Below are 26705 nucleotides of genomic sequence, written 5' to 3' on the forward strand. Positions count from 1 at the left end.
GGATCACCACGAGAACGTCATGCGCGCGAAGACGCCTTCTGCACGGTCATCGCCAAATACCTTCTCGCGATACTGCACGGAGAAATCGACATACGACTGCGGTGCCTTGTATTTGTCCTCACGGAACCAGTAACGCACGCCCGTACCGACACCAAGACCGCCAGCGTTACCGGAGGATGTGCTGCTACGGCCGAGGCTGTCGACTTCACTGCGCATCTTTGAATCGTAGTCCACTGCGGCGACTACGTGGGGAAATACCACCAGCCGCGGGCTGATACTGTCCAGACGGAAGCTGCGCCCGACCTGCCATTCACTGTTGAAATAGTTGCGCTTGTCCTGCAGATAGCGCCCGCCTTCAGCGTACAGCTGCGAAGTCCACCAGCTCGGTACATCGACGCGCAGGTCGGTGCCGATGCTCGAGCCGTAGCCCAGGCGCACCAGCCAGTCGCCGTCGGCGTTCGAGTTGCCGAGCGGAAAGGTGCGTTCGAAGGCGCCGATCACGTTGACTGCGCTGAACGGTTTGACCCGGATACCGAGCGCGCCCTGCAAGGCGTCCGCGCCTGTGTCGGAGTAGCCTTCCTTGCTCCACAGCGTGTCGGTGACGCGTCCGTAAAGCTCGACGAAGCGCGCGTTACGGTAACCGAAGGGTCGCCAGAACACTTCGGTGCTGTTCTGCACGCTGTCATTGCTGCCGCCGGGCGCGCCGCTCAGGCCGCTGCTGGTGCTGGCACCGCGATAAGTCGTGGTGTTGGTCAGGCCCCATTCACGGGACAGATCAGACACGGCGCGTCGGGTGTCGAACACCTGTTGCGCGGGCATCTGCAGATCGCCGGTCTGCTGATAATCGAGGACGCGTTTGAAATAGGCGATGGCTTGCGCATCATCCGATGTGCGCATCGCGCTGTAGGCGGCATCCTGTACTTCGCGGGGCTTGAGACCGGACTGACGGTCGACACGCTTGAACGTATCCAGTGCGCCTTGATCATCGCCCGCCTGACTGAGGAAATAGGCAATCTGCACTTCATCGCCGGGTTGCAGTTCGCCCGCATCGCGAGCTTGCTGCAGACGTTGCAGTGCTTCACTCGGCTGGCCCATGGCGGCATACAACGAGGCCTGCTCACGCAGCGGCAGGTTGCCGACCGCCATTGCCTGAGCGAAGTCCTGACGTGCACCATCCTGATCGCCCAGGCGTTGACGCATTTGTCCGCGCTGGACGAGCAGGGTAGCGTCGTTACCATTCAGCGCCAGCGCTTCGGTGGCCGCAGAGCGCGCTTCGGCATACTGCCCTTGAGCGATCAATGCGCTGACCAGCAGTTTGCGGTAGGCCATCTGTTTGGGAAAACTGCGCACAGCCTCCCGCGCCTCGCTGACTGCGGTGTCGTTATCGCCGCGTGCCAATGCTTTATAGCCAGTGGCTGCCTTGTCGACCGCCACCTGCTCCTGAATCGCCTGCCGACGACGCGTCAGGACCTGTTGCGGCCCCAGTGCCTGCTCGGCCTCGTTGATCGCTGCCTGCGCTTCGTCCAGACGCTGCTGACGTTGCAGCGCCTCGATCAGCATCATGCGGTAATCGAGATTCTTAGGTGCCTGGGCAATGGCCTTGCGTGCATGACTGGCCGAGCCGTCGTAGTCGCGGTTGGCGTAGGCACGCAGCGCCTGATTGCCTTCCAGGTAGCCAGGCTTGGGGCGCGCCTTGGGGAAGCGGGCCGGGTGATCGCGGCGGTATTTGTCACGTTCTGCCAGGGCAATCAGATCACGCAACTGATCGGCATCCGCACGCTGACGCAACGCTTCGCGCGCCTTGGCGATGGCCAGGTCGTAGTCCTTGCGGTTGTAGGCCATGTAGGCTTCGTTGGCGATGGCATAGGCGGGTCCGGTCAACGGCAAGGGCAGTGTTTCCGCCTGGCTGAGCGGTGCAACAAGACCCAGGCCGCTCACCAGCAGCGACAGGATGAAGGGGCGCTTCATAGTGGCTGCTCCGTTTGATCGTCAGATCGGTAATGGTTGTGCTGACGTGCCACAGCCTGTTCGATGGTTTCTCTGGACAGCACGCCGATGTCGACCAGGTAATCGCCGATCCGGCCATGCACATGCGGGCGGTAGCCGAGCATGGCTTTCTGGAACACTTCGCGGTCCAGCAGGCCTTGCTCGATCAGCAGATCGCCGAGCAGTGGCGCTCTGGCTGGAAGCGGCTGACCCTCGACCACCTGAAGCTGACGCAACTGCGCGACGATGTCGCTTTCACGGGCAATCAACTGCACCGGCTCGGCACCCAGTTGCTCGGTAATCTGTTGCAGACCATCAGGCGGCAGCGGGCTGGCCACGGCAATTTCCTGGCGACCCAGCGCATTCATTTGCAACGGCACGACACGCCAGCGCAGGCAGAACTCATCGGCCAGCACATCGTTTGTCGCACGTTTGCCGGCAATGTCGAATACCCGTGGCAGGTCGTTCTGAAAAGCGATGGCCTCAGCCAGGGTTTCATCGTCGAGCCAGCCGTGGCTAAGCAAAATCCTGCCCAGCGGCAGCTGACGGGTCTGTTGTTCAGCCAGTGCGGTCTGCAGTTTTTCGTCGTTGATGGCTTGCCAGGACAGCAGCACGCTACCCAGACGGCGTGGCGCTACGGCAATCAGGTCGGAAGACGGAAAGTCATGCATGGTCTTGTCCCAGACCAGCTTGCGGTTGAGCACCTTGCCCACCAGAAACATCCGCCAGGCGCGCGCTGCAGCCATGAAGTTGACGAAGTTGCCGACCACCATGCGCGGTATCGACAGCAAACCGTGCTGCCAGCCGTAAAGCACGGTAGTGAAGTAGCAGCGGTGCAGGATCCGCCACAGCAATGCGATGCCGTTGGCCACCAGCAGGTACTGAATCAGACCTGTGGTTTCAAACGGGGTCGGAAAGCTGGTGTTCCACAGTCCGCTGGAGCGCAGCACAATCAACGCCAGCAATTGAATGAGGATAAAGTAAGCGAGGATGCTGACGAACGATGTCACCACGCCCTTACGATCCCGAAACAGCAGGTAACGGTTGGCCAACGAGCCAGTCCAGCCCATTTGCTCCCAGCCTTGCAAGCCGATACCCAACGTCCAGCGCGCCTTTTGGCGAAAGGCGGTGCGGAAGGTGTCCGGGAAGAATTCGCGCACGCACAGCGGCATTTCCAGCGTCGACTCATAAGGCTTGCGGAACCAGGACTTGCGCAGCACCCGAAATTGCACCGGAAAGCGTACGAAGATCGCTTGCATACCGTACTTAGCCAATCGCGCGCCGACGTCGTAGTCCTCGGTCAGGCTTTCGGTATTGAACGGCTGGTTCTGGTTTTCATCCGCCAGCACCATCAGCGCACGCCGCGAGAAACAGGTGCCGACGCCAGCCGAAGGCACGGTGTCAGTCATGCTTTCGCGTACCACCAGATCCTTGCCGTGCCATTCGGCAAACTCGTCCATGTAGGTGCCGGCCACCCATTCGTACCAGTTGCGTTCCAGCGACACGACCGGCAACTGGATCATGTCCTTGCGCGGCAGCAGGTAATTGAACAGGCGCAATTCAAGCGGGTGCAGCACGTCTTCGCTGTCGTGCAGGATGGTCCCGGCGAACTGTACGGCGTGAGTCTTTTCGTACAGAAAAATCGCCTGGATCACCCAGTTCAGGCAGTCGGCCTTGCAGGTGGGGCCGGCGTGCGGCACCTCCACGCGGTGCAACTGCTTGTAGCGGCGACGCATCCGCTCCACTTCATCGATGGTGCGCTGGTCGTTGATGTAGGTGCCGACGAACACCACGTAGTTCTGATAGTCGAGCGTCGACACCATGTTTTCGATCATCGGCGCGATGACGTCGTATTCCAGCCAGGCCGGGACCATGATTGCCAGCGGCTGCTCGTCGCGGGCAATCAACTGCTCGGCAGTCAGTGGCCGGTAGCGACGTTCGGCGGTGAACTTGCGGTACAGCCGCCGCGACCAGTACCAGATATCGATGAACAGGTCATCGATACTCGATACCAGAATGATCAGCCCGACAACGATCGTCGCGACTTCCAGCACGCTGTAGTAATGGGCCAGCCAGTAAGGCCAATAGAGCGACGTCATTGCGGCGGCCTGTTACGAGCGATTGCGACGGGCGCTACGGCCAGCCAGCAACAGAATGAGAAAAAGTACGATGCCGGCCGGGATCAGCCACAGCAGCGATGGTTTGCGCCAGGCGTCGATGCCGGTGCTTTCCTCCTCCTCGATCATCTGGCTGCCGGTCGGGTCCTTGGCGTCGAAGGTGGCGATCGGGCCGCTGTCAGCCAGCACCGCGGCGTTGCCACGTTCCAGCAGTAACGGACGTTCGAAAACCGGGGCCTGACCGCCCAACGAGCGATAGACCATGCCGTGCTGGCCGCCGGCTTCGATCACTTGCAGCGAAGCCAGGTGGTTGAGCGACTTGAGGTCGAGCAGCGTCTGTTCTTTGTGGTTGATCAGCAGGTGCCCGTCGTTGCTGGCCTTGACCGACTCGGCCCCGTCCTTGACCGGCAGTTCGAAGGCCAGGAACGCCTTGGCCGGTGTCACGGCGACGCTGGCGTCATCGCTGACGCTGAGCTGTGCACGCAACGGCGAGACGCCGGAAGCGCTGGCGATGCGGATGACTTGCGGCAGGCTGCTGGCCGGGCGCTCAAGGTAGCCCTTGGGCACCATGATCTGCGTGTCGGTGGCGAAGCGTGCCGCCATGCCCGAGAAGTTTTCGTCAGGCGTGACCTTGTCCAGCACGATGTGGCTGGTCGGCAATACCGAGATCGGGAACGCTTGCGGCGTTTCCAGGCACTGGTTGCTGACCGGCTGACGCTGGAAGGACACGCGCAGGACGTTCTGCGCCGCCAGTGCGTACTGCGGAATGCGGGCTTCGATGCGCTCTTTCTTGCCATCGGCAGTCAGTTGCATCGCACCGATCAAGTAATCGTTGAGGAACAGCGTGGCAACCGGTGGTGTACCCGATGCGCCCGGGGCGGCAGCGATATCGATCATCGCAGTCACTGGTACGCGACCGTCATAGGCAACGCTGCCCAGCGGGAACGAGGCGCTCCAGTCGGTTTTTGCCAGCACATCCACCGTGCCGGGCTTGCCGCCCAGACGGGTCAGCGCGACGCGACCGTCTTCGCTCAGCGGCATGGCGGCTTCTTCGCCAATGGTCAGCTGACGATTGCGCGCCAGTTTGTTCCACGCCGAACTGAACAGGCCAATGGCCTTGTTGGCCGACTCCGGCTTGATCATCAGCAGCGCACGATTGCCCAGCAGGGCCAGGCTTACGTCATCCCCGGTGCTGTTGGCGAGCGGCTTCTTGATGTGACGCTCGCGCCACTGGCCCAGTGCGCTGGCCGCCGAAGCATCCAGACCCTGCACCTGCGCCTGGAGAGCGTCCATGGCGTCGTCGATGGCCTTGAGCAGCTGTGGATCGCTGATCGCCAGGTCGGCCTGCAACGCAGGTGTCTGGCCAAGCATCAACAATGCACCGATTTCCGCCGGGTCGCGCAGGGTGTACTGGCCCTTGCCTTCGAGCCCTGCAAACGCCGGAATCTGCTTGAGTTCCGCTGGAATAGTCAGGCCGCTCAGGTCCACGCTGTCCTGCACCGCAGGAAACGGCAGGATGCGTGCCTGCTTGCCGATGCGCTCCAGCGCTACGCCCAGACGCCAAGCGGCATCGTAGCTGGCGTTCGACAATGTGCCGGGTGCGACCAGCAGGCCGGGTTTGCCGGGCAGTGCATTCCATACCGCGCCGACGTCCTGCAACTGGCTGGCATCATAGCTGTACGTCAGGCGCGTGTGCGGGTCGATGCGCAACACGTTGCCGATCGCACGTTCGTCTTCGCAAAGCACTTTCGAGATCACCGACGACCAGGCGATCCCGAGTCGTACCGAACCGCTTTCCCGTGCTGCCTTGTCGACACCCAGCGTCGCGCTGGCGTTGCCCTGTTCTTCATTAAGGCCCAGCGCGCGTACCGGATATCCGTCCAGCGACAGCAGCAGCGTGTTGCGGCCAGCCTCGCCGTTCAGGTAGCTGGCATCGAAATTCAGCGTGGCCTCGGTCAATGGCACATTGGCCGGCACCGGCAGGTACAGCTCGCGGCGTGCGTCGGTAGCATTGAGGATGATCGGGCGATCGATACCCAGCTCCCTCAGCTCGATCACGCGCTCCTGGCGATTGTCGGCAGTGATTCGGTTGATCGCCTGGGTCAGGGGGCTTTCGGCAGCCAGGGCGAATGCAGGCATCAGCGCCAGCAGGCTCATCCCGCAGGCAAGTACGCCAAACGCGCCCATGTTTACGGCAACGGAAGATTTCATCGTGCAGATCTCGGTAAAGGCTCAAGGCCATTGGGTCTTGATACAGGCTGCCGGTCTGCTACAACGTTTTTCGGGCACTCGGTCTGAACCGGGTGCCCGTATCGTTTGCGGACTGCTTCCTGCGGATTGTTTTAGGGTTTGTTTGCGCTGCCTGCGCGTCCTTTTTGCTAACTGGCCATCGAGCGCAACTCTGCATGTTCGTGCTGAGGCTTGATTCGCGTATCCAGTTGCATGTCCACCGGGTCCTGGCGCTGACGCGGCAGCTCGGCGACAAATTCATCCACCGGACGGCCCATCAGGGCATCGACGATCCGTGAGCTGGCTTTGCCGTCGCCATAAGGATTGGCTGCGCGGGATGCGTTCTGCCACAGGGCGTCGTCGTCAAACAGGGCGTTCACGCCGCGAATGATGGCGTCCGTTTCGGTGCCCACCAGGCGCACGGTCCCCGCTGCGACCGCTTCCGGGCGCTCGGTGACATCGCGCATGACCAACACCGGCTTGCCCAGCGACGGCGCTTCTTCCTGCACGCCACCGGAGTCGGTGAGGATGACGTGGGCACGTTGCATCAGGCGCACGAACGACAGGTAGTCCAGCGGTTTGATCAGGTGCACGTTGGGCAGGTCGCCCAGGTGCTCGGTCACCGGCCCCAATACGTTGGGGTTCAGATGCACTGGGTACACGATCTGTATGTCGTCACGCCTGGCGAGTTCGCCCAGCGCCTTGCAGATGTTGAGGAAGCCGTCGCCGAAGTTCTCACGGCGATGCCCGGTCACCACCAATACCCTGCGCTCGGGCACCAGGAACGAAAACTGGCGATCCAGGGCATGACGCAACTGGCGATTGCTGTCGATTCGCTGGGCCGTCAGGTGCAGGGCGTCGATCACGGTGTTGCCGGTCACGAACGAGATGCCCTGCAGGCGTTCGCCCAGCACGTTGCGGCGCGACTCGGCGGTAGGCGCGAACAGGTGATCGGAAATCAGATCGATGCAGCGACGATTCATCTCTTCAGGCCACGGCTGACGGATATCGCCGGTGCGCAGACCCGCTTCAACGTGGCCGATGGGGATGCGGCGATGAAAAGCCGACATGGCCGCCACCATCGCTGATGTGGTGTCGCCATGAACCAGCACCTTGTCCGGCTTCATCTCGTCCAGAATCGGGTCGATCGCCGCGTAAAGCGCGGCCGTCAGAGAATTCAGCGTCTGATCCGGGCGCATCACATCGAGGCTGTAGTCGGCTTTGAGCTCGAACATGTCCAGCACCTGTTGCAGCATGCTTTGATGCTGCCCGGTAATGCAGATTCTTGAGTCGATACCCGGCTCTGCAGCCAATGCTCTGACCAGGGGAGCCATTTTGATGGCCTCCGGACGAGTACCGAAAATGGAAAGGACCTTCATTCTGGGGTGCAGACCAGCCATTATTTCCTCCCGCGCCTTTAGCGCGCCGCACAGCAGCAAAAACCAGGCTGAGAACAGCTTGGTGAGACTGCGAGTTGATGAGTTTCTCGGGCGGAAAGATCGGAGTTTGTGGCTCGATGTTCACTTCAGTGTGAATGTAGCAATATGCCTTGTTACCCGGAATTGTCGGGATTATTAGCAGAACAAGATAATAAAGCAAAACGTTTTATTAAGTATTTTTCAAAGTAACAATGGGTAGGAACTTTAGTTTTTCACCACGGTCAGTACAGGGTTGTATTTTTTGAAAAAAGGCGCTTAGGCCAATGAATGCGGGGTCTTCGGGGGCTCTTGGTAACGCTTTTCCTGCTGTTTTGAGTGCTGGGTTATTCGCTGTAATTCTGGATGATGGCAAAAAGTTCCAACAAAAATATCAGCAGCGAGGTGTGCGTCACTACAGCAGAATCCTGACGCCTGTTTAATGACAGGAAGAGAGAAGGGGTTCACAAAAATGACGCTGATATAATGACGCTTGGGAACTTTGATTATGTACCGAGTTTGACACGCTGAGCGGCAGACGGGATGTTAGGAATTAGCTTAGATGCTGTTCAAGTTTGCGCGGCATATACAGTATTGAGTTGTAGCAGCAATACGGGTGATTGCCCAGCCATTAAATGAGAATGATTGGCGACCCCCTCGCAATGAGGGGAGTCGCAGCCCACAGCGGAATCAGTCTTTCGCCTCGGCCGGTTCTGACAGCTCGCTGAGCGCGGTCGCGTTGTTCTTGAACGCCGCGGCGAATACGGCGCGATTCTTGGCCATGTAAATGCTCGCGTCCTCTGCATGCTTCTCCGAGATCCCCGGCACGTTCTTGATCAGGACGTCGGTGAGAAGCTCGGCCAGCTCGAGCATTTGGTCGTGCGCATCGGCGAGTTTACGGTCCACGAAAGTAGTCTCCAGATCGCGGGTACTGCGGTAAAGGGTTTCAACAGCCATTTTGGCCTCGTCGTCTTATCCAGTGTTGAAAGGGCTAGACCCGGACGTTCAGGGCGTCGTGCTCTGACCAGCGGGTATGCAAAGCATTGATCGTGCATGACCAGCGCGCCGGTCAGGTGTAGCGGGGCACTGCGTGAAGACCTTTAGGGAGGCAGGCCTGCGACGCAACAGCGGAAGCGATTTCGCTATTACTGTGTTTTTATACAGTAAAAGCCATGTGCCAATCAAGCCCCGCCTGAATAGTGGCGTTTACGCATCTTTTTTGCGCTGCAAATGTGCCTTGCGACAACCCGCCGCGCTCTCAACCATAGCCTATGGCCCTGTTCCTGCTTTAAAAAGCAGGCCACAAGGGTGTCACGAGTACCCGGCATCATCCGGTCGGCATAAACGAAGGTTCAGAGGTAACGCGTCATGGGGAATAAATGGGCAGTAAAGATAAGACACCGCGTACATGCGCAGGCCGAGTCACTGGGCAACCTGTGTGTGGAGAGCTTCCACTTTCTCGCCCTGTTCGCGATCGGTGCGATCACTGCCTGGGCGTCAGTGGTCGCATTCCTGGGGATGGTCGAGAAAGGCAACGTCACGGTCGATGACATCCTGCTGCTGTTCATCTACCTCGAGCTGGGGGCGATGACCGGGATTTATTTCAAGACCAACCACATGCCCGTGCGCTTCCTGATCTATGTTGCGATCACTGCACTGACCCGGCTGCTGATTTCCGACGTGTCCCATCACAACCCGCCGGACATCGGCATCATCTACCTGTGTGGCGGCATCCTGTTGCTGGCGTTTGCGATTCTGGTGGTGCGCTATGCGTCGTACAAGTACCCGTCAGCGAAGATTCCCGATTCGTCCAGCACCGTCAAAGGTGCAGTGACGGAAGAAAAGGGCGAGATCTGATCGAAGGCAGTGGCGGCATCTGTGCAAGATGCCGCCAGCAATGTTGCTGGACAGGAGCCCAATCAGTTCAGCCAGACCCCGGCACGCCAGTGCCAGCCGTCACCGGCGCTTTCCCAGTGCGGATGTACATAGTGATAGCCGGGACGCTCTGCTTCCCAGTGGCCATGCACCGGCACGAAACGCTGGCCGTTCCAGTGCCAGTAACCGCGTGCCCATATATAGCCGGGACGAGGCGCCGGTTCCACCTCGACGACGCGTTCCGGTGGCGGTTGTGGCGCGATCACTTCTTCAACGTATTCGTGATGGACATGCGGCCGTTCATGAACCACGCGCTCCTCGACACAGCCTGACGCTATCGCAAGTGATGCGATCAATACCCCATAACGTAAGTACATGTTGCCTCCTCGGAATCAACCGCAGGTGCAGTGGCGCTGAGCTCAGTGCCCAGTCGCTCGAATGTTTCTGCGCAAGGATTGTTGTAGCAGGATGTATCTGTACTTTTGCTGAAGAGGAGGAAGGGGGAATGATAGCGAAAGGCCGGTTTTACTGGGGGGAAAGCCCGTTCAAGCAGGCTGGAAAGTATTGAGCGGCATCGGGATAGTCTTGCTCTGTGCAGTGCCAACAACGGCACTGCACAGTGGGGAAGGGCAGGCGTGCATCAAACCCCGGCATTCACCGTTGCCTGGCTCTGTGGCCACAGACCATTGGCCGGGACAGGTGTCTTTTTCAGCGTCGCGCCGTCAGTCATCGCTGCAAGGATCTTGATCGCGCTGTCGCCACGTTCGATGGCGATGCCGAATTGCACGCTTTCTATCAGCTTGCGCAAGCGTTGTGGATCATTGCGTTGGGCAGCGCTGATCAAGCGCTTGGCAACGACGCCGCATTCGTTGGACAAGGTCAGCATGATGCTGCCGTCCAGCCCTTGAATGCTCAGATTCACCCGATAGTCAGGGTGAAACGTGTCCGTGATCATCTGAAAAGGATTGTCCATATCATTCACCTGCTCAATGGTCTGCATAAGTTGACCGGGTATTAGTCCTTTTGGTTCTCGACGACTGATCAGCGGTTGCGTTACTCCTGCGCTTGCTGCTGACGGTGTTGCTGTCGTCTTTCGCGTTGATGACAGGGTTTCGTTTAGAGAAGCTTTGACGCATTCACGACGTTCAGTTCGCGCCAGAAAGTGGCCGTCCTGATGGCCTGCCTCGTGGCGCGTACTACAGGGCTTTGCATGGTTCGGGCCATATTGCAGGGGCGATGCGCTAGAAGCCGCCGAGCGGGCGCACTCCGCAGCCGCTTCCTGGTTGGCTTTGCCACAGGTCGAGCCGTTCAGTTCGGTTGAGAAAAGTGCTTTCCAAGCCGGGCGAAAAACAGCTCCCGGACATGGCCTGCTCGTCTCGCGAATGCGTTTTGCTTATGACTTTTTCGAGTGATTGTCTGACACTCCGACAACCGAATCTTGACGTCAGAGATTCGTAAAGACGGGGTCGAAACCGTACTCGCCCACTGTCCAGGTTCTGACGTTGAGCGTCGTGCTGCGGAGCTGCGGGATGAGTGTTGAACGCTTGTCGGTATGACTGGCTGACTTGCCTGCTCATGGAAGCGAGCAGCATGTTTTTTTGCTCGCCGATGGTGCTCAGGTACAGCGCTCGGCTGCACGGCGCTGAATGTTAAATTCGATGGACGGCACCCGGCGATCGAAATGGCGGCGAGGCTAGCGACGGGTCAAGGTGGCCAAAGCTGTGCAGCGAGCGTTTGTGGTGCGTACTGATTGGGGCGTGAACCCATGGCGAACAAAAAGGGCGAACCGTTGCCGGTTCGCCCTTTTCTTGCAAAACGTGTCAGTGAAGCATCAGGTCAGACGAGCGGCTTCTTTCTCCTGCTCTTTTTCCAGAAATTCTTCTTCGAGCAGCGCGTCCGGACTGACCGGATCTTCATCCTGTTCGGCAATGGTCGGTGCGGCGCCTCGTTTGCCGCGCAGTTTGCCAAACAGATGCTCGAGGGCGTGATCGAGTTTTACAGCAGCGCCATCCACAGCCTGATCTACCGTATCGGCCTTGTGGGAAACAGAAATGGGTTGGTGTCCTTTGGGGCGAGCTTCCATCTGGCACTTGATGTCGTGCGGGCCAGGCTTGTCGCCGTTTTCGTCGCGGATGTGGACTTCCACGCGGGTCAGGTTTTCATCGTAGTGTTCGAGCGTGCTTTCAACGGTGGTACGAACCCACTCCTCCAGTCGGATACTGCTTTCGATGTGATTATCGCTATTGACCTGGATTTGCATAGTTAATCCTTATTAGGGCTTGCTCGTGCGAGGCTGGACTGCACGATTCCTGGCGGAATCGATTTCGTTTGCGCTCATTCACAGTGTTGGCGGCAATGGCCTGACAATTCAACCCCAATGTGTAAGAAATATTTCGCAGCAAAAAATGGCTGCCCTGGCGCGAGGCTGCGAATCAGGAACGGACGCAGAGCGTCCAGAACGGCATTCCCACGCGGAGCGTGAGGAACGAGAGGTGTCCGGGAGAACACTGCTCTGGCGCTCTGGCGTCCGAAACTAGAACGCGACCGACGTCTGTACGTACACCGTGCGCGGTTCGCCGACGTATTTGCCGCGGTTGTTGTCGTCGAACGAGCGGGTGTAGTACTGGCGGTTGAAGATGTTCTTCATCCCGACCGCTACGTTGAGGTCAGACAGTTGCGGGCCGAAATCGTAGTTGGCTCGGGTGCTGAACAGCATGTACCCAGGGATCTTGCCGGTGCTGCCATCGGCGCTTTCAGTCGAGGTATTGGCGTTGTCGGCAAACTGGTCGCTCTGGAAGGAGCTGTCGAAATTGAGCTTCCACGGCCCTTCGGTGTAGCTGACGCCCATCGTTCCCTTGTGCTTTGACGAGAACGGCACGCGATTGCCCTTGTTCGGGCCGTCTTCGCGGATCGTGGCGTCGACGAAGGCGTAGGTCGCGTAGATATCGTAGCCGGCCAGCATCGGGCTCAGGCCTTCCAGTGCATAGTTGACGCTGGTCTCGATGCCCTGATGGCGCGTCTCGCCGCGTGCGATCACCGTGTCGTTGGTCTGGTTGCTGTCGTACTGGTTGTCGAAATTGATCAGGAATGCGCCGATCTCGGCCCGCAGGTTGCCATTGTCGTAGCGTGTGCCCAGTTCCCAGGTGCGGGCTTTTTCCGGTTTGACTTCATCCCCGGTGACGCGGTTAGGCATCTGGCTGTATTGCACGCTGCCGAACGAGCCTTCGGTGTTGGCGTACAGGTTCCAGGTGTCGGTCAGGTGATAAAGCACGTTCAACGCCGGCAACGCAGTGCTGTAATCGCCCTGGTAGCGTGCGTTGGTGAGGTTGTTGTTCTGCGCGGTGTCGATCATCTCGTAGCGAACGCCCGGCGTGATGGTCCACTTGCCGATATCGATGCGGTCGTCGATGTAGAACGCATGCGCTTCGGTCGCGCCGCGTGTGTCGCGGTCGTTGCGGCTGGCGGTGGTCGGCAGGTTGCCGGTGACCGGTTCGCGGTAGCGCAGTTCGTGACCGGCTTCGTTGACGTAGCGGTAGCCAACGCCGACTTCATGCCAGGTTTCGCCCAGCGCAAAGCCTTGCGAGAAGCGCGTTTCCAGACCGCGTACCCAGTATTCGCGGGGCGACAGGGAAACGAAGCTGCCCTGATCCAGATAGCCGCTGCGCAGGGTCTTGGTGAAGAACGTGTTGGCGGTGAAGACGCGCGCGTCCTGTTCGTAGCGATAGCCGAAGTTGAACATCGTGCGACGGCCCCAGAACTTGTCCTTCAGGCGCGTCGACTGGTAAGGGTCGGCGTCGTAGTCCTTGACGCTCAGGCCGCCGGGCATCTGCGCTTCGCCATCGTAGTACTGTGCCATGGCGTTGAGGCTGTTGGCTTCGTCGATCTGGTATTTACCCTTGAGGATCAGGTCGTCGATTTCGGTATCGCTGTGTTCACGCCAGTCACCGCCGCGCACGCCGGAATACAGAATCGCACCGCCCAGGCCGTTGTCTGCGGTGCCGCCGGCCAGCAGGTTGCCGGTGGTCTTGAAGCCGTCGTGGCTGGACGACGGGCTGGTCTCGGTTTGTATGCCGCCCTTGAGAGTAGGTGCATCAGGGATCGCGCGGGTCACGAAGTTGACGATGCCGCCCACGTTCTGCGGACCGTAACGGACTGCGCCACCGCCACGCACCACATCGACTGCGTCCATGTTGCCCATGCTGATCGGTGCGAACGACAGTTGCGGCTGGCCATAGGGCGCGAATGGCACCGGGATACCGTCCATCAGCACGGTAGAGCGCGACGCCAGGCGTGGATTGAGGCCGCGAATGCCGAAATTCAGCGCCATGTCGTGGCTGCCGGTGCCGTTGTTGTCCGGCGCATTGACGCCCGGAATGCGATTGAGCACTTCACGCGCCGCTGTCGCTCCGACCCGCTCGAACTCCTCACGACGAATCACGTCACGTGCGCCGGGATGTTCGAAAACGTTGGTTTGCTGCGCCGCGCCCAGCCAGTCGCCTACCACCGTGGAGACACCCAGCTCGATCGGCGCGCCAACAGCATTGACCGGTTGCAGGGTGAAGCCGTTATTGCCATCGGCCATGGCCTGCAGGCCGGTGCCTTCGAGCAAGGCGTTGAGGCCCTGCTCAGGTGTGTACTGACCTTCCAGGCCACGGCTTTTCAGGCCGCTGGTGATCTGCGAACCATACGAAATCAGCACGCCAGACTCACGACCGAACTGGCTCAGCGCCGCTTCAAGCTCGCTCGGCGCAATGTGATACACCTTGGGTGCGACCTCTGCAGCCTGCACCATCGACAGACTGCCGACCGAGAGGCTGGCACCGAAAATGACATGGCGCAATGTGCGCACCAGCGGTGAAAGTTGAGTAGGGCGGGCTGACATGCAGGAGTCCTTTGACCGGAAGGTTGAGAGAGGCTTTCCCTGTCTGTCACGCGAGGATCGAAAAACGGCTCACGCTTTTTGAAAAATTTTAGCCGGCCAGCGCAAATCCAGCTGTCATCCAAAAACCGCTGTGTGACGCAGAGCGTCACGAACGGCATTCCCACGCGGAGCATGGGGACGATAGTCAGCGGAGTTTCAGTCCCGTATTTCGGGCTCTTCAGGATGTGTACGTCACCATGAGGACCCGGCGTGGAAACGAGCAATCACGATCAAACCCGCGCCTGCACGTTCACCCAATACCGCGTGAAGCGTTGCACGCGCACCGGGAGGGCGCGTTCGAGCATGTCGAGGATGCGCTCGCTGTCGGCCAGTGGGTAACTGCCGGAAATAAGCAGCCCGGCAACCTTCGCATCGCAATTGAGACGACCGCGGCGGTAGCGGCCCAACTCTGCGAGAAAATCCACCAGCCTCATGCGCGACGCCACCAGCATCCCGTCCGCCCAGGCGCCACTGCCTGCGTCCAGCGGACGAACCTTGTCCCAGGCATCACGGCTGAACGTCACCTGTTGGCTGGCCAGCAGCATCAAACCGGGGCCGCTCTTGCCGGCAGGGACTATTTCAAGGGCTCCGGCAAACACGGCCAACTGCGTGCGCCCATTCAGTTGACGCAGGTTGAAACGACTGGCGCCTGTCGACGCCCTGACCGAGCCTTCGGCACTCAACAGGTTCAGCGGGCGCGTGTCCGCCGAGGCCGTCATGAGGATTTCGCCCTGCAGCAGTTCGATCAGGCGCTGCTGAGCATCAAAACGCACATCCACCGCGCTGGCAGTATTCAACTGCACCTGACTGCCGTCGCTCAACGCCACTTTGCGCTGTTCACCCACGCCACTGTCGTAGTCGGCCAGCAAAGGTTGCAGGGCGATCTGCTCGCGCAGGCTCCAGCCCGCTGCCGAGCCTGCGCCGAGCAGCAACAGCAGCTTCAACGCATGCCGACGGCTGGCGGACTTCGGCGCATTGAGTGCCGCGTGCGCCAGCGGCGAGGACAGTCCACTCAGGCGCTGATTGACCCGCTGCATGTGCGCCCACGCCCGTTGATGCTCGACGTTGCCATTGAGCCACAGCTGCCAGGCGTGCTGACGGCGGGCATCCAGCGTGCCCTCCTGCATTTCCAGCAGCCAGCCAACGGCCTGCTGTGCCACGGCGGGCGAGATGTCGGATTTGTTCAGGGACTCGCTGTTGGTGTTCATAGGGCGAAATAGCAGCGCAGGGCGGCCTTGTGCAGATGGCGCTTGACCGTGGCGATGGAAATACCCAGTTCGGCAGCGATCCGGCCATGGCTCAAACCGTCGACCTGCGACAGCAGAAACGCCTGCTTGACCAGGGTCGGCAGGCCGTCCAGCAGTTGATCGAGTTCCACCAGGGTTTCGAGAATGATCGCCCGCTCTTCTTCCGAAGGCGCCACGCTCTCCGGCAGTGCGGCCAGTGCCTGATAGTAGGCGTGCTCCAGGTCCTGACGCCGGTAGTGATTGCACAGCACGCGCTTGGCAATCGTCGTCAGAAAGGCACGCGGTTCGATAATCTGCGACGTATCGCGTGCGCCCAGGACCTTGATGAAGGTGTCCTGCGCCAGATCTGCCGCGCTGTGCGGGCAGCCGAGCCTGCGCCGCAACCAGGTCGTCAGCCAGACGTTGTGTGCCCTGTACAGGCCTTCGACAGTGTGATTGAGAGCGGAGTGGGCGACGGGCATCACGGGAAACAATCCACGGGGACTCATTGATGGCGTGGATTCTGGCAGACTCTTTTGCGTATGAGAATATTTATCATTAATATTGCGGTTCATTTGTCCCGTTCGGGATGAATGGCGCACACCGCCGGCTTTCGTTGCGACCCCTTCCTGGCCGCTTGTGACCGGCTTCCCTGGTTTCATGAATCAATGCAGACCCTTTGATGGATGTCACCACCGCAAGCCGCCCGTTGCCGGAAAAGCGCACGGCAAAAGCCAGAACCAGGGGCGTGACGGCTGCCTATCGCCTTGCCATTGTCTCGCGGACACTGGCTGCGGTATTTGCCGGTTACCTGCTGGCGTCGTTGTTCAGTACCTGCATCGCACAATGGCTGCCGATTACCCGCGCCGAAGCGGTGGTGACGGGGATGATGTTCTCGTTTCTCGCCTATCTGGGCGCGGTGCTCTGGTGTTTTGCCTGCCGCACGGCGCTGCAGGCGTGGGTCGGGGTGCTGACGCCCTGTGCACTGCTGGGCGCGGCCTACGCCTGTGGTCGGTGGTTGCTGTGAAGGAGGGCTTTCGCCAGTCGATGGCCTGGTTGCACACCTGGGTCGGTTTACTGTTTGGCTGGTTGCTGTTCGCGATTTTTCTGACCGGCACGCTTTCCTATTTCAAGGACGAGATTACCCACTGGATGCAGCCGGAGATTCCGGTGCGCGCCCTTGATGCAGGCGCCAGCGTGCAACAGGCTCAGCTTTATCTGCAAAGCCATGCCGCCGGGGCTACGCGCTGGTTCATCAGTCTGCCCGATCAGCGCACGCCCGGCCTGATGGTCGGCTGGCTGCCCGAAGGCAAACAGGGCCAGCGCAACAACTTCGTACGCAAGCTGCTCGATCCGCAGACCGGCAGTGAGGTGCAGGCGCGTGACACACGCGGTGGCGATTTCTTCTACCGGTTTCACTATCAACTGCAGATGCCATATCCCTGGGGCCGATGGTTGGCAACCAGCGCCGCGATGGTGATGCTGGTCGCGCTGATCACCGGCATCATCATTCACAAGAAGGTTTTCAAAGAGTTCTTCACCTTTCGTCCGCGCAAGGGCCAGCGTTCCTGGCTGGACGGGCATAACGCGCTGGGCGTGCTGGTGCTGCCGTTTCACCTGATGATCACTTACAGCAGTCTGGTGATCTTCATGTCGATGGTGATGCCCGCGAGCATTCTCAGCCAGTACGACACCGTCCAGGCCTTCTACAGCGAAGCCTATCCGTTTCCGGAAACGGTCAAGCGCGAAGGCACCGCTGCGCCGCTGGTGGCGCTTGCGCCATTGGTCAACGCAGCGAATGCGAAATGGGACAGCGGTCAGGTGGGTCGGGTTATCGTTAATAATCCGGGCGACAGCACCGCTTCGATTCTGCTGACGCGTGACGACAAGGGCAGCATTGTGCCGGACCGGGGCGGGGCGCTGACGTTCAGCGGTGCCAGCGGCGAACTGTTGAACGAAGTGCCCGAGCGCCCGCTGGCGCTGCTGATTTCCAGCGGGATGTATGGCCTGCACGTGGGCCATTTCGCCGAACCGTTGCTGCGCTGGCTGTACTTCATTTTTGGTGTCGCCGGGACTGCAATGATCGGCACCGGCTTGGTGATGTGGCTGGGCAAGCGTCAGCTCAAACACGCCAAGACCGGCGTGCTGCCGCTGGAACTGCGTGTGGTCGAAGTGCTGAACATTGCCAGCATGTCCGGGTTGATGATCGCCGTGGCCAGCTTTTTCTGGGCCAATCGTTTGCTGCCTGGCGGATTCGCCGGGCGTGCTGATTGGGAGGTCAGCGTGTTCTTCACGGTTTGGGCCGTGTCAGTCATGCATGCTGCGCTGCGCAAGGGGCGTAGCGCATGGCGAGAACAACTGTGGCTCGGCGCGCTGCTGTTCGCCGGTCTGCCGGTGCTCGATCTGCTGATCTGCGGTCGCTATCTGCTGGATGCGTTGATGTCAGGAAACCGGGTGTTGGCGGCTTTTGACCTGACGGTGCTGGTCACCGGGCTGTTCCTGGGCTGGGCGGCGCTGAAGTTCAAGGCTGCGCCTGCCGGTAAAACCTCCCGCGTCTCGTTGCCGGTCGTGCCTCAGGAGGCCCCCTGATGCTGCTGGCGGCCTTGCTCTGTTATGTGGGGTTCACGTGCCTGTGTCTGTCCATGGCCCGACATTACGGTGAACTGCTCAAGGGGCCGTTGACCGAACAGCGGCGATGGCTGCTCAAACTGGCTGGCTGGGGGGCGCTGTTACTGTCGTCGTGGGCTGCGGTTCATGACTGTGGCTGGATGATGGGGACGGTGTACTGGTTCGCTGCGCTGATGGGCAGCGCGGTGTTGCTGGTTGCGTTGCTGTCGTTCCGTCCGCGTTGGGTGCTGGCACTGGCGGGGTGTGGGGCGCTGTTGAGCCCGTTGGCCGCGGTAGGTCAGTTATTGGCCTAACGCCGTTCTGTATTCACCCGGTGTCGCCCCTGTGGCCTGACGAAAGCGGTTGCTGAAATGGCTGGCGCTGGCGAACCCGCAGGCCAGCGCGATCTCGCCCAGCGGCTTGCCGGTGCCGCGCAGTAACTGGCGCGCCCGCTCGATACGCCGCGCCAGCAGGTACTGGTGCGGCGGCAAACCGAAGCTTTCGCGAAACATGCGTGCGAAGTGGTATTCCGACAGCGCGCACAGGCCGGCCAGTTGGCCAAGGCTCAGCGGGTCGGCGAGATGCATTTCGATGAAGTCCACCAGATGCCGGCGCAGGTGCGGCGCCAGGCCGCCTTTCAAGCGCAGCCCTTCGCGCAGCCCAGCCTGGCTGAGCAGCGCATGGCTGACCATCTCGTGCGCCAGGCTGCTGGTCAGCAGGCGCTCGCCGGGTTCTGCCCAGTTCAGGCGAATCAGCTGCCGGAAGCGTGCCGCCTGTGCGGGGTCTTCCAGAAAGGTGTTTTCCCGCAGTTGCATCTCGCGCGGCTCACGGTCCAGCAGGGTCACGCAGCCCAGCGCAAACTGTTCCGGGCTGAAATACAGATGCGCCAGACGGATCTCGCCATTCACTACCCAGGCGGACTCATGGCCGGCAGGCAAGATGCACAGTTTGCCCGGCGCGCCTTTCTGGTCGGGTCTGCCGCGGCGAAAGGTCCCGGTACCGTCCTCGATATAGCACGACAGCGTATGGTGGGTCGGTGCGTGATATTCCTGAGAGTCATGCCGATTGTTCCACAACGCCGCCACCAACCCGTCGCCCAGCGGCGCGCTTTGCTCCAGATGGGCATTGGGCGAACTGTTCAGGGCCTGAAAGACCTGGATGGATTCAATGGTGGGCATGACGATTCCTCTAGGATTTGTATCCTACTCGCTGGCGACGCCGCTGCCAGTAGCGCTTGAAGCAAATGCGCAAGATTGTGCAAGCGCTGGCAGACCGGCACGCAGCAGACTGATGGCTCATCAAGGAGCCTGCACCATGAACCTCTCGCTTTATCTGCTGACCGTGCTGATCTGGGGCACCACCTGGATCGCTCTGAAACTCCAACTCGGCGATGTCGCGATTCCGGTATCGATCGTCTATCGCTTTGCTCTGGCAGCGTTGGTGCTGTTTGCATTCCTGTTGCTGAGCAAGCGTCTGCAGCCGGTCAATCGTCGTGGCCAGTTGATTTGCCTGGCGCAGGGCGTGTGCCTGTTCTGCGTCAACTTCATGTGCTTCTACACGGCCAGCCAGTGGATACCCAGTGGCCTGATCGCGGTGGTGTTCTCGACCTCGACACTGTGGAATGCGCTGAACGCACGGGTGTTCTTTCGTCAGAAAATCGCCAGCAATGTACTGGCCGGTGGCGCCATGGGCCTGATCGGTCTGGCCTGTCTGTTCTGGCCTGAAATGTCCGCGCATGGCGCGAGCCGGCAGACCCTGATCGGCCTGGGACTGGCCTTGCTCGGCACGCTGTGCTTCTCGGCGGGCAACATGCTGTCGAGCCTGCAGCAGAAAGCCGGTCTGCGTCCGCTGACCACCAATGCGTGGGGGATGTTCTACGGGGCAACGATACTGGGCATGTATTGCCTGCTGAGCGGCACGTCGTTCACCTTCGAATGGAACACGCGCTACGTAGGCTCACTGCTGTTTCTGGTGATCCCCGGCTCGGTGATTGCGTTCACTGCCTACCTGACCCTGGTCGGGCGCATGGGGCCGGAGCGTGCGGCTTACTGCACGGTGCTGTTCCCGGTCGTGGCGCTGAATATCTCCGCCTGGGTGGAAGGCTATCAGTGGACCTTGGCTGCCTTGCTGGGGCTGGTGCTGGTGATGGTCGGCAACGTGCTGGTGTTCAGGAAGATCAGACCGGTTGCCGTCGTGGTCGGCGGCAAACTGGCCTGAGTTGGTGGCTATCGTGCCTTTCCGGCAGATCGGCAGAGGCGCGGGCTTCAGCCTTTCCACACCTGCGGGTTGACCAGATCCTGTGGTCGTTCACCGAGCAGCGCGCTGCGCAGGTTGCCGTAGGCGCGGTCGGCCATGGCCTGACGGGTTTCGGTGGTGGCTGAGCCGATGTGCGGCAGGGTCACCGCGTTCTTCAATTGGAACAGCGGCGATTCGCTCAGCGGCTCTTTTTCGTAGACGTCCAGACCGGCACCGCGAAGGGTGCCGTTCTGCAGCGCTTCGATCAGCGCGGGTTCATCGACGATCGGGCCGCGGGCGATGTTGACCAGGATGGCGCCGGGCTTCATCAGGCTCAGCTCGCGGCGGCCGATCAAGTGTTTGGTCTTTTCACTCAGCGGCACGACCAGGCAGACGAAATCCGCTTCGGCCAGCAATTGATCCAGGCTGCGAAATTGTGCGCCCAGCTCCTGTTCGAGCTCGGTCTTGCGGCTGTTGCCGCTGTACAGAATCGGCATGTTGAAACCCAGACGACCACGGCGGGCAATGGCTGCGCCGATGTTACCCATGCCGACGATCCCCAGCGTCTTGCCATGCACATCGGTGCCGAAGTGCGGCGGTTCGATGCTCCGCGTCCACTGTCCGGCCTTGGTGTAGGCATCCAGTTCGGCGACCCGGCGAGCGCTGCTCATGATCAGCGAGAAGCCCAGGTCGGCGGTGCTTTCGGTCAGTACATCCGGCGTGTTGGTCAGCAGAATGCCGCGCTCGCTCAGGTAGTCGACGTCGTAGTTGTCGTAGCCCACCGAAATGCTGGACACCACCTCCAGCTTCGTGGCGTTCTGCAGTTGTTCGCGACCCAGCTTGCGGCCTGCGCCGATCAGCCCGTGGGATTCAGGCAAGGCTTCTGCAAACTGCGCGTTGATATCACCCTGTTTGGGGTTGGGCACGATCACGTTGAAATCTTGCGCCAGGCGCTCGGCCATTTCAGGAGAAACACGGCTGAAGGCGAGTACGGTTTTTTTCATTGGGCAGTCACTCTCGAGCGGTTGAATGAGTAGCACGCTAACATTCCTCCCCGCTCTTTGGCAGCCGCTTTTTGCAGTTGTACGATGTCAGTACGATGACTTGAGAGCCTGCACATGCAGATCGGCTTCATCGGCAGCGAGAATTTCCGGCAGGGAACCGCGCAGGTATTCAACCCAGGTTCTGATCTTCGCATCCAGATACTGGCGTGAAGGGTAGATGGCGTACAGGTTCAGCTCTTGCGAGCGGTAATCGGACAATACGCGCACCAGTGTGCCGTTGCGCAGCCCCTCGATCGCCGAGTAGATCGGCAGAATGCCAATCCCCATGCCGCTGGAAATCGCAGTTTTCATCGCATCCGCAGAGTTGACCAGCAGCGGCGAGCTGTTGATGGTGACCATTTCCTGGCCTTCCGGGCCGTCGAACAGCCACTTGTCCAGCGGGAACACCGGGCTCACCAGACGCAGACACGCATGATTCAGCAGGTCGGCAGGCTTGTGGGCCATGCCGAACGTTTTCACGTACTCGGGGGACGCGCACACGATGCTGTAGGTAATGCCCAGGCGCTGAGACACAAAGCCCGAGTCAGCCAGTTCGCTGGCCAGCACGATCGACACGTCATAGCCTTCTTCCAGCAAGTCCGGCACGCGGTGAGTCATGGTCAGATCGAACGCGACGTCCGGGTGGTTACGCCGGTAACGGGCGATGGCGTCGATCACATAATGCTGGCCGACGCCGGGCATCGAATGCACTTTGAGCTGCCCGGCCGGGCGGGCATGAGCGTCGCTGGCTTCGGCCTCGGCTTCTTCTACCGAGGCGAGAATCTGTTCGCAGCGCAACAGATAACGCTTGCCTGCTTCGGTGAGGGCAATGCGTCGGGTGGTGCGATTGAGCAGGCGCGTCTGTAAATGTGCTTCAAGGTTGGAGACCGCGCGCGAGACGTTAGCGGTGGTGGTGTCCAGCACGGCGGCGGCAGCAGTGAAGCTGCCCGCTTGCGCCACGCAGCTGAAGGCACGCATGTTTTGCAGGGTGTCCATGGGTACTTCTCTGAGTAGATGGCAAATTGTGACATGAAGTAACGGATGCATGTATCCAGACCAAAGGATTATCGCCGTTTCAGTAACAAAGATTCACAAATCTCCCCGCTTATCGCCGCGTCGAGCGCCGCCTAGAATCGCCGCCATTCAAGGTGTGTCACCTTCGTTCGGGAACTTGCAGCTGTGCCGCGTCGCATCATCAGAGGGCTCTGGCCCGTCGGTATCCTGGCTTTTACGCTGGTCCTCAACGGCTGTATCGGAACACATGGAATCAAACCGCAGGGCACTGTCCTGCACGCCGACAGCCTGGCCACGGATCAGGCGATTCAGGGCGCTGCCCTCGACGCCCATTGGCCCGCAGCGCAATGGTGGCGTGCCTACGGCGATGCGCAACTGGACCGCTGGGTCGAGATGGCGACGCTGGGCAGCCCGAGTCTGGCACTTGCCGCGGCTCGTGTGCGCCAGGCGAGAGCGATGGCGCAGGTCGCCGAGTCCGCCGAGGCTGTGCAACTGCAAGGCAACGCCAGCCTGATGCGTCACGACTGGCCCGAGGATCAGTTTTATGGCCCCGGCGCGCTGGCCGATACTCGCACCTGGGACAACAATGCGTCACTGGGCCTGAGCTACGCGCTGGATCTGTGGGGACGTGAACGCAACGCCAGCGAGCAGGCCGTTGATCTGGCGCACGTGAGTGCTGCCGAGCAGCGTCAGGCGCAGCTCGAATTGCAGGAAAACGTGGTGCGCGCCTACATCCAGCTGTCCCTCGACTACGCCCGACTGGATATCGCCGAGGCGGCACTGGCCCAGCAGCAACAGATACTCGACCTGGCGCAGCGTCGCCTCAAGGGCGGGATCGGTACGCACTTCGATGTCAGTCAGGCCGAAACCCCGCTGCCTGAGGCGCATCGGCAGATCGACGCGCTGCAAGAGGCCATCGCGTTGGGTCGAAACCAGCTGGCCGCGCTGGCAGGCAAGGGGCCGGGGCAGGGTGCGGCCTTGCAGCGGCCTGCGCTGTCCTTGCACACCTCACTCACATTGCCCTCGACATTGCCTGCCGAACTGCTGGGCCAGCGGCCTGACGTGGTGGCCGCTCGCTGGCAGGTGGCGGCGCAGGCGCGCGGTATCGACGTTGCGCATGCGGGCTTTTATCCCAATGTCGATCTGGTCGGCAGCCTGAGCTACATGGCCACGGGCGGCGGCATGCTGGAGTTTCTGACCGGCAGCAAACTGGGTTACAAGGTCGGGCCGGCCATCAGCCTGCCGATCTTCGACGCTGGACGCTTGCGGGCGGAACTGGGGCAGGCGTCGGCTGCTTACGATCAGGCCGTTGCGCATTACAACCAGACGCTGGTGATGGCGCTGAAAAGTGTCTCCGACCAGTTGATTCGGCGTGCCTCGATGGACAAGCAGCAGGCACTCGCTGCCGAGTCGGTGGCGTCTGCGCAAAAGACCTACGACATCGCGTTGATCGCCTGGCAGCGCGGCCTGACCGATTACCTGAACGTGCTCAATGCGCGCACGCAGCTGTTCCGCCAGCAGCAGATTCAGCAGCAGGTCGAGGCCGCGCGGCTGGAAGCCTACGCCGGGCTGGTGGTGGCGCTGGGCGGTGACGGTGGCGAGAGTGGCAATCCCACTGGTCATTCCGCTGACACTGCTGCCAAGTCCGGGGGCGGGCAATGATCGCCTCGCTACAGCGCATCACCGACCTGCCGTGGCGTCGCGAATTACACAGCTGGGCGCGCAGTGACGGGGTGACCTGGGTTTACATCTTCAAGGTGCTGCTCGCCGCATTCCTCACCTACTGGCTGGCACTGCGCCTGGAACTGCCGCAGCCGCACACGGCGATGATCACGGTGTTCATCGTCATGCAGCCACAGAGCGGACAGGTGTTCGCCAAGAGTTTTTATCGCCTGCTGGGGACGCTGGCCGGGTCGGCGATGATGGTGCTGTTGATGGCCCTGTTTGCGCAGAACCCGCTGCCGTTTCTCGGCAGCCTCGCGCTCTGGGTCGGTCTGTGTTCGGCCGGTGCGGCGCGCTATCGCAACTTTCGCGCGTACGGTTTTGTGCTGGCCGGGTACACCGCCGCCATGGTGGGGCTGCCTGCCCTGGCGCATCCGGAAGGTTCGTTCATGTCGGCGGTGTGGCGGGTACTGGAAATCACTCTGGGTATCCTGTGTTCCACGGCCATCAGCGCAGCGGTGCTGCCGCAGAGCTCCAGCGCAGCGATGCGCAACGCGCTTTATCTGCGCTTCGGCGGGTTCGCGCGCTTCGTGGTCAACGGCCTGCGCGGCGATATTTCACGCGCTGAATTTGAAACCGGCAATGTACGTTTTGTGGCCGAGGCCATCGGCCTTGAAGGGCTGCGCAGCGTCACGGTATTCGAAGACCCGCACATGCGTCGCCGCAACGGTCGACTCAACCGTTTGAACAGCGAATTCATGGCGGTTACCACGCGCTTCAATGCCCTGCACCAATTGCTCGAGCGTTTGCGTCTCGAGCAGGCCGAACAGGTGTTGAAGCATATCGATCCCGGCCTTGAAAACCTTGCAGCACTGCTTGACGGGTTCGCCGACCGCGCCTTGACCAACGATGACGCGGCGCTGCTGGTCACGCGTCTGGAGTCGTGCAGGGCGCACTTCCCCGAACGGGTCAGAAGCCTGCGCGCCGAGTTGGAGCACACCCTGCCCAGCGACGCCGAACGACTGGACTTTCACACCTCGTTCGAGCTGCTGTACCGCCTGCTCAGCGAGTTGCTCGACTACGCACGAACCCATGCATCACTGGCCGACCACAGCCATGAGCGTGAACAGTGGAAGGGCTCGTTCGTACCGCGTACCCACTGGATGACCGCGCTGGCAGCCGGCGCCCGGGCGACCTGCGTGGTCGGTCTGATGAGTGTGTATTGGGTGCTGACGGCGTGGCCCAGCGGCGCGAGCATGGTCCTGGCCTCGGCGGCCACCGTTGCTCTGTCGTCGACCACCCACAACCCCAGACGCATGTCGCTGCAAATGGCTGGCGGTACATTGCTCGGCGCGCTGTCGGGATTTATCGAGACCTTTTTTCTGTTCCCGCACATCGACGGTTTTCCGTTGCTGTGCCTGCTACTGGCCCCAGTGTTTGTGCTCGGTGCATACCTGGGCTCACGTCCACAGTGGACGGGATACGGACTGGGGCTGCTGATTTTTTTCAGCCTGGGCTCGGTGCCGGACAACCTGACGGTCTACGACCCCTACACCTTCATCAACGATTACCTCGCGATGGTCGTCGGTATGCTGATCTGTGCCGCTGCCGGAGCAATCATCCTGCCGCCCAACAGCCGCTGGATGTGGCAACGCCTGGAACAGGCCTTGCGCAATCAAGTGGTGTTTGCGATCAGTGCGCCGCTCAAGCGTCTGGGCTCAAGCTTCGAGAGCCAGACCCGCGACCTGATACATCAGGCGTACGGCCTGGCGATTGGCAAACCGCTGGTTCAGCGCGAGTTGTTGCGCTGGATGTTCGTGGTGCTGGAAATCGGCCACGCCATTATCGAGCTGCGCCATGAACAGGCGCTGCTGCCGATTCACCCTGCCTACGCCGAGTACCAGCCCTGGCGCATCGCGCTGCGAGTCATGGGGCGCGCTTTGGTGCGGCTGTTCATCCAGCCTGATGCGGTCAATCTGCAGCGCTGTCTCTCGGCAGTCGATCAGGCCATCAAGCGGGTGCAGGAGGCCGATGAACCCTTCGCCTCGCATTTCGATACGTCGGTGCTGCGCCGGGTAAAAAGCTACCTGCACTTTATCCGCACGTCACTGCTGGACCCGCAATCGCCGCTGGCCGCTTATGGCGTTGCGCGAACCGCTTCAGGAGTCGCCCATGCCGCGTGAAATAGCCTTCCACGGTCTGTATATGCCGACCCTCACGCTGATCTTTCTGCTGGCCGTGGTTCTGGCATGGGCGCTGGATCGTCTGCTGGCTGGTTTTGACCTGTATCGGCATTTCTGGCACCCGGCCTTGCTGCGTCTGAGCCTGTTTATCTGCATCTTCGGCGCGTTGGCGCTGCCCCTTTATCGTTGACG

The 26705-nt window shown here is 60.8% G+C and carries 22 protein-coding genes; 8 read left to right on the forward strand and 14 right to left on the reverse strand.

Annotated elements, in window-relative coordinates:
* Nucleotides 1-3: 3 nt before the first annotated feature.
* The 5 genes from BT119_RS09610 to BT119_RS09630 all read right to left on the reverse strand — a co-directional run bounded on the left by BT119_RS09610 (nucleotide 4) and on the right by BT119_RS09630 (nucleotide 8704).
* A complete protein-coding gene (locus BT119_RS09610; RefSeq protein WP_072365526.1) occupies nucleotides 4-1968 on the reverse strand; it encodes an NfrA family protein in 1965 nt (654 codons plus the stop codon).
* Nucleotides 1965-4085, reverse strand: a complete 2121-nt coding sequence (locus tag BT119_RS09615) for a glycosyl transferase family protein (RefSeq protein ID WP_003433646.1) — start codon at nucleotides 4083-4085, stop codon at nucleotides 1965-1967. The genes BT119_RS09610 and BT119_RS09615 overlap by 4 nt, the downstream gene beginning before the upstream one ends.
* A 12-nt stretch (nucleotides 4086-4097) precedes the next feature.
* Nucleotides 4098-6314, reverse strand: coding sequence for a cellulose biosynthesis cyclic di-GMP-binding regulatory protein BcsB (locus BT119_RS09620; RefSeq protein WP_032609504.1), 2217 nt, complete (start codon nucleotides 6312-6314; stop codon nucleotides 4098-4100).
* A 167-nt stretch (nucleotides 6315-6481) separates the two neighbouring features.
* Nucleotides 6482-7732, reverse strand: coding sequence for a non-hydrolyzing UDP-N-acetylglucosamine 2-epimerase (gene wecB, locus BT119_RS09625; protein ID WP_003365455.1), 1251 nt, complete (start codon nucleotides 7730-7732; stop codon nucleotides 6482-6484).
* A 705-nt stretch (nucleotides 7733-8437) separates the two neighbouring features.
* On the reverse strand, nucleotides 8438-8704 hold the full coding sequence (locus BT119_RS09630; RefSeq protein WP_003365454.1) for a YebG family protein: 267 nt from the start codon (nucleotides 8702-8704) through the stop codon (nucleotides 8438-8440).
* 411 nt (nucleotides 8705-9115) lie between these two features.
* Between BT119_RS09630 and BT119_RS09635 the strand changes: the two genes are divergently transcribed.
* The gene (locus BT119_RS09635) at nucleotides 9116-9604 is read left to right on the forward strand and encodes a phosphate-starvation-inducible protein PsiE (RefSeq protein WP_003316964.1); all 489 of its coding nucleotides are present in this window, start codon (nucleotides 9116-9118) and stop codon (nucleotides 9602-9604) included.
* Between the two features lie 62 nt (nucleotides 9605-9666).
* Here BT119_RS09635 and BT119_RS09640 read toward each other — a convergent pair whose 3' ends face one another.
* The 6 genes from BT119_RS09640 to BT119_RS09670 all read right to left on the reverse strand — a co-directional run bounded on the left by BT119_RS09640 (nucleotide 9667) and on the right by BT119_RS09670 (nucleotide 16251).
* Nucleotides 9667-9999, reverse strand: coding sequence for a YXWGXW repeat-containing protein (locus tag BT119_RS09640; protein ID WP_003365453.1), 333 nt, complete (start codon nucleotides 9997-9999; stop codon nucleotides 9667-9669).
* 263 nt (nucleotides 10000-10262) lie between these two features.
* Nucleotides 10263-10595, reverse strand: coding sequence for a DUF3509 domain-containing protein (locus tag BT119_RS09645; protein ID WP_032609541.1), 333 nt, complete (start codon nucleotides 10593-10595; stop codon nucleotides 10263-10265).
* Between the two features lie 858 nt (nucleotides 10596-11453).
* Nucleotides 11454-11882 carry an HPF/RaiA family ribosome-associated protein gene (locus BT119_RS09655; RefSeq protein WP_003365451.1) on the reverse strand — a complete coding sequence of 143 codons (429 nt, stop codon included), beginning with the start codon at nucleotides 11880-11882 and terminating at the stop codon, nucleotides 11454-11456.
* A gap of 273 nt (nucleotides 11883-12155) precedes the next feature.
* Nucleotides 12156-14504: a TonB-dependent Fe(3+) dicitrate receptor FecA gene (gene fecA, locus BT119_RS09660; protein WP_072365528.1), complete on the reverse strand. Its 2349-nt coding sequence runs from the start codon at nucleotides 14502-14504 to the stop codon at nucleotides 12156-12158.
* 269 nt (nucleotides 14505-14773) lie between these two features.
* Nucleotides 14774-15751 (reverse strand): FecR domain-containing protein, encoded by a 978-nt coding sequence (locus BT119_RS09665; protein WP_003349772.1) that lies wholly within the window; start codon nucleotides 15749-15751, stop codon nucleotides 14774-14776.
* Nucleotides 15748-16251, reverse strand: coding sequence for a sigma-70 family RNA polymerase sigma factor (locus BT119_RS09670; RefSeq protein ID WP_024663435.1), 504 nt, complete (start codon nucleotides 16249-16251; stop codon nucleotides 15748-15750). The genes BT119_RS09665 and BT119_RS09670 overlap by 4 nt, the downstream gene beginning before the upstream one ends.
* A 200-nt stretch (nucleotides 16252-16451) precedes the next feature.
* Here BT119_RS09670 and BT119_RS09675 point away from each other — a divergent pair, with 200 nt between their 5' ends.
* Genes BT119_RS09675 through BT119_RS09685 form a run of 3 tightly spaced genes read left to right on the forward strand, consistent with a single transcriptional unit; the run spans nucleotide 16452 to nucleotide 18690 of the window.
* A complete protein-coding gene (locus BT119_RS09675) occupies nucleotides 16452-16796 on the forward strand; it encodes a DUF3649 domain-containing protein (RefSeq protein ID WP_003365446.1) in 345 nt (114 codons plus the stop codon).
* A 20-nt stretch (nucleotides 16797-16816) separates the two neighbouring features.
* On the forward strand, nucleotides 16817-18358 hold the full coding sequence (locus BT119_RS09680) for a PepSY-associated TM helix domain-containing protein (RefSeq protein ID WP_058416381.1): 1542 nt from the start codon (nucleotides 16817-16819) through the stop codon (nucleotides 18356-18358).
* Nucleotides 18358-18690, forward strand: coding sequence for a DUF3325 domain-containing protein (locus tag BT119_RS09685; RefSeq protein ID WP_072365532.1), 333 nt, complete (start codon nucleotides 18358-18360; stop codon nucleotides 18688-18690). The genes BT119_RS09680 and BT119_RS09685 overlap by 1 nt, the downstream gene beginning before the upstream one ends.
* Here BT119_RS09685 and BT119_RS09690 read toward each other — a convergent pair.
* On the reverse strand, nucleotides 18679-19554 hold the full coding sequence (locus BT119_RS09690) for an AraC family transcriptional regulator (protein WP_024663438.1): 876 nt from the start codon (nucleotides 19552-19554) through the stop codon (nucleotides 18679-18681). The two genes, BT119_RS09685 and BT119_RS09690, sit on opposite strands and share 12 nt — an antisense overlap.
* Before the next feature lie 136 nt (nucleotides 19555-19690).
* On the opposite strand from BT119_RS09690, the gene BT119_RS09695 reads away from it, so the two are divergent.
* Entirely contained in the window at nucleotides 19691-20593 is a 903-nt protein-coding gene (locus tag BT119_RS09695; protein WP_072365534.1) for a DMT family transporter, read from the forward strand.
* Nucleotides 20594-20640: 47 nt separating this feature from the next.
* On the opposite strand, the gene BT119_RS09700 is transcribed toward BT119_RS09695, so the two are convergent.
* Both BT119_RS09700 and BT119_RS09705 read right to left on the reverse strand, forming a co-directional pair.
* Nucleotides 20641-21615 (reverse strand): 2-hydroxyacid dehydrogenase, encoded by a 975-nt coding sequence (locus tag BT119_RS09700; RefSeq protein WP_054080669.1) that lies wholly within the window; start codon nucleotides 21613-21615, stop codon nucleotides 20641-20643.
* Nucleotides 21616-21702: 87 nt separating this feature from the next.
* On the reverse strand, nucleotides 21703-22650 hold the full coding sequence (locus BT119_RS09705; RefSeq protein ID WP_017277809.1) for a LysR family transcriptional regulator: 948 nt from the start codon (nucleotides 22648-22650) through the stop codon (nucleotides 21703-21705).
* 183 nt (nucleotides 22651-22833) lie between these two features.
* Between BT119_RS09705 and BT119_RS09710 the strand changes: the two genes are divergently transcribed.
* Genes BT119_RS09710 through BT119_RS09720 form a run of 3 tightly spaced genes read left to right on the forward strand, consistent with a single transcriptional unit; the run spans nucleotide 22834 to nucleotide 26703 of the window.
* Nucleotides 22834-24330 carry an efflux transporter outer membrane subunit gene (locus BT119_RS09710; RefSeq protein ID WP_072365536.1) on the forward strand — a complete coding sequence of 499 codons (1497 nt, stop codon included), beginning with the start codon at nucleotides 22834-22836 and terminating at the stop codon, nucleotides 24328-24330.
* The gene (locus BT119_RS09715; protein WP_072365538.1) at nucleotides 24327-26513 is read left to right on the forward strand and encodes an FUSC family protein; all 2187 of its coding nucleotides are present in this window, start codon (nucleotides 24327-24329) and stop codon (nucleotides 26511-26513) included. The genes BT119_RS09710 and BT119_RS09715 overlap by 4 nt, the downstream gene beginning before the upstream one ends.
* Nucleotides 26503-26703 carry a DUF1656 domain-containing protein gene (locus tag BT119_RS09720; RefSeq protein WP_003365425.1) on the forward strand — a complete coding sequence of 67 codons (201 nt, stop codon included), beginning with the start codon at nucleotides 26503-26505 and terminating at the stop codon, nucleotides 26701-26703. Before BT119_RS09715 ends, BT119_RS09720 begins: the two co-directional genes overlap by 11 nt.
* The last annotated feature ends 2 nt before the right edge of the window (nucleotides 26704-26705 follow it).

The organism is Pseudomonas sp. NFACC10-1 (assembly GCF_900119195.1).
Lineage (GTDB): Bacteria > Pseudomonadota > Gammaproteobacteria > Pseudomonadales > Pseudomonadaceae > Aquipseudomonas > Aquipseudomonas cerasi.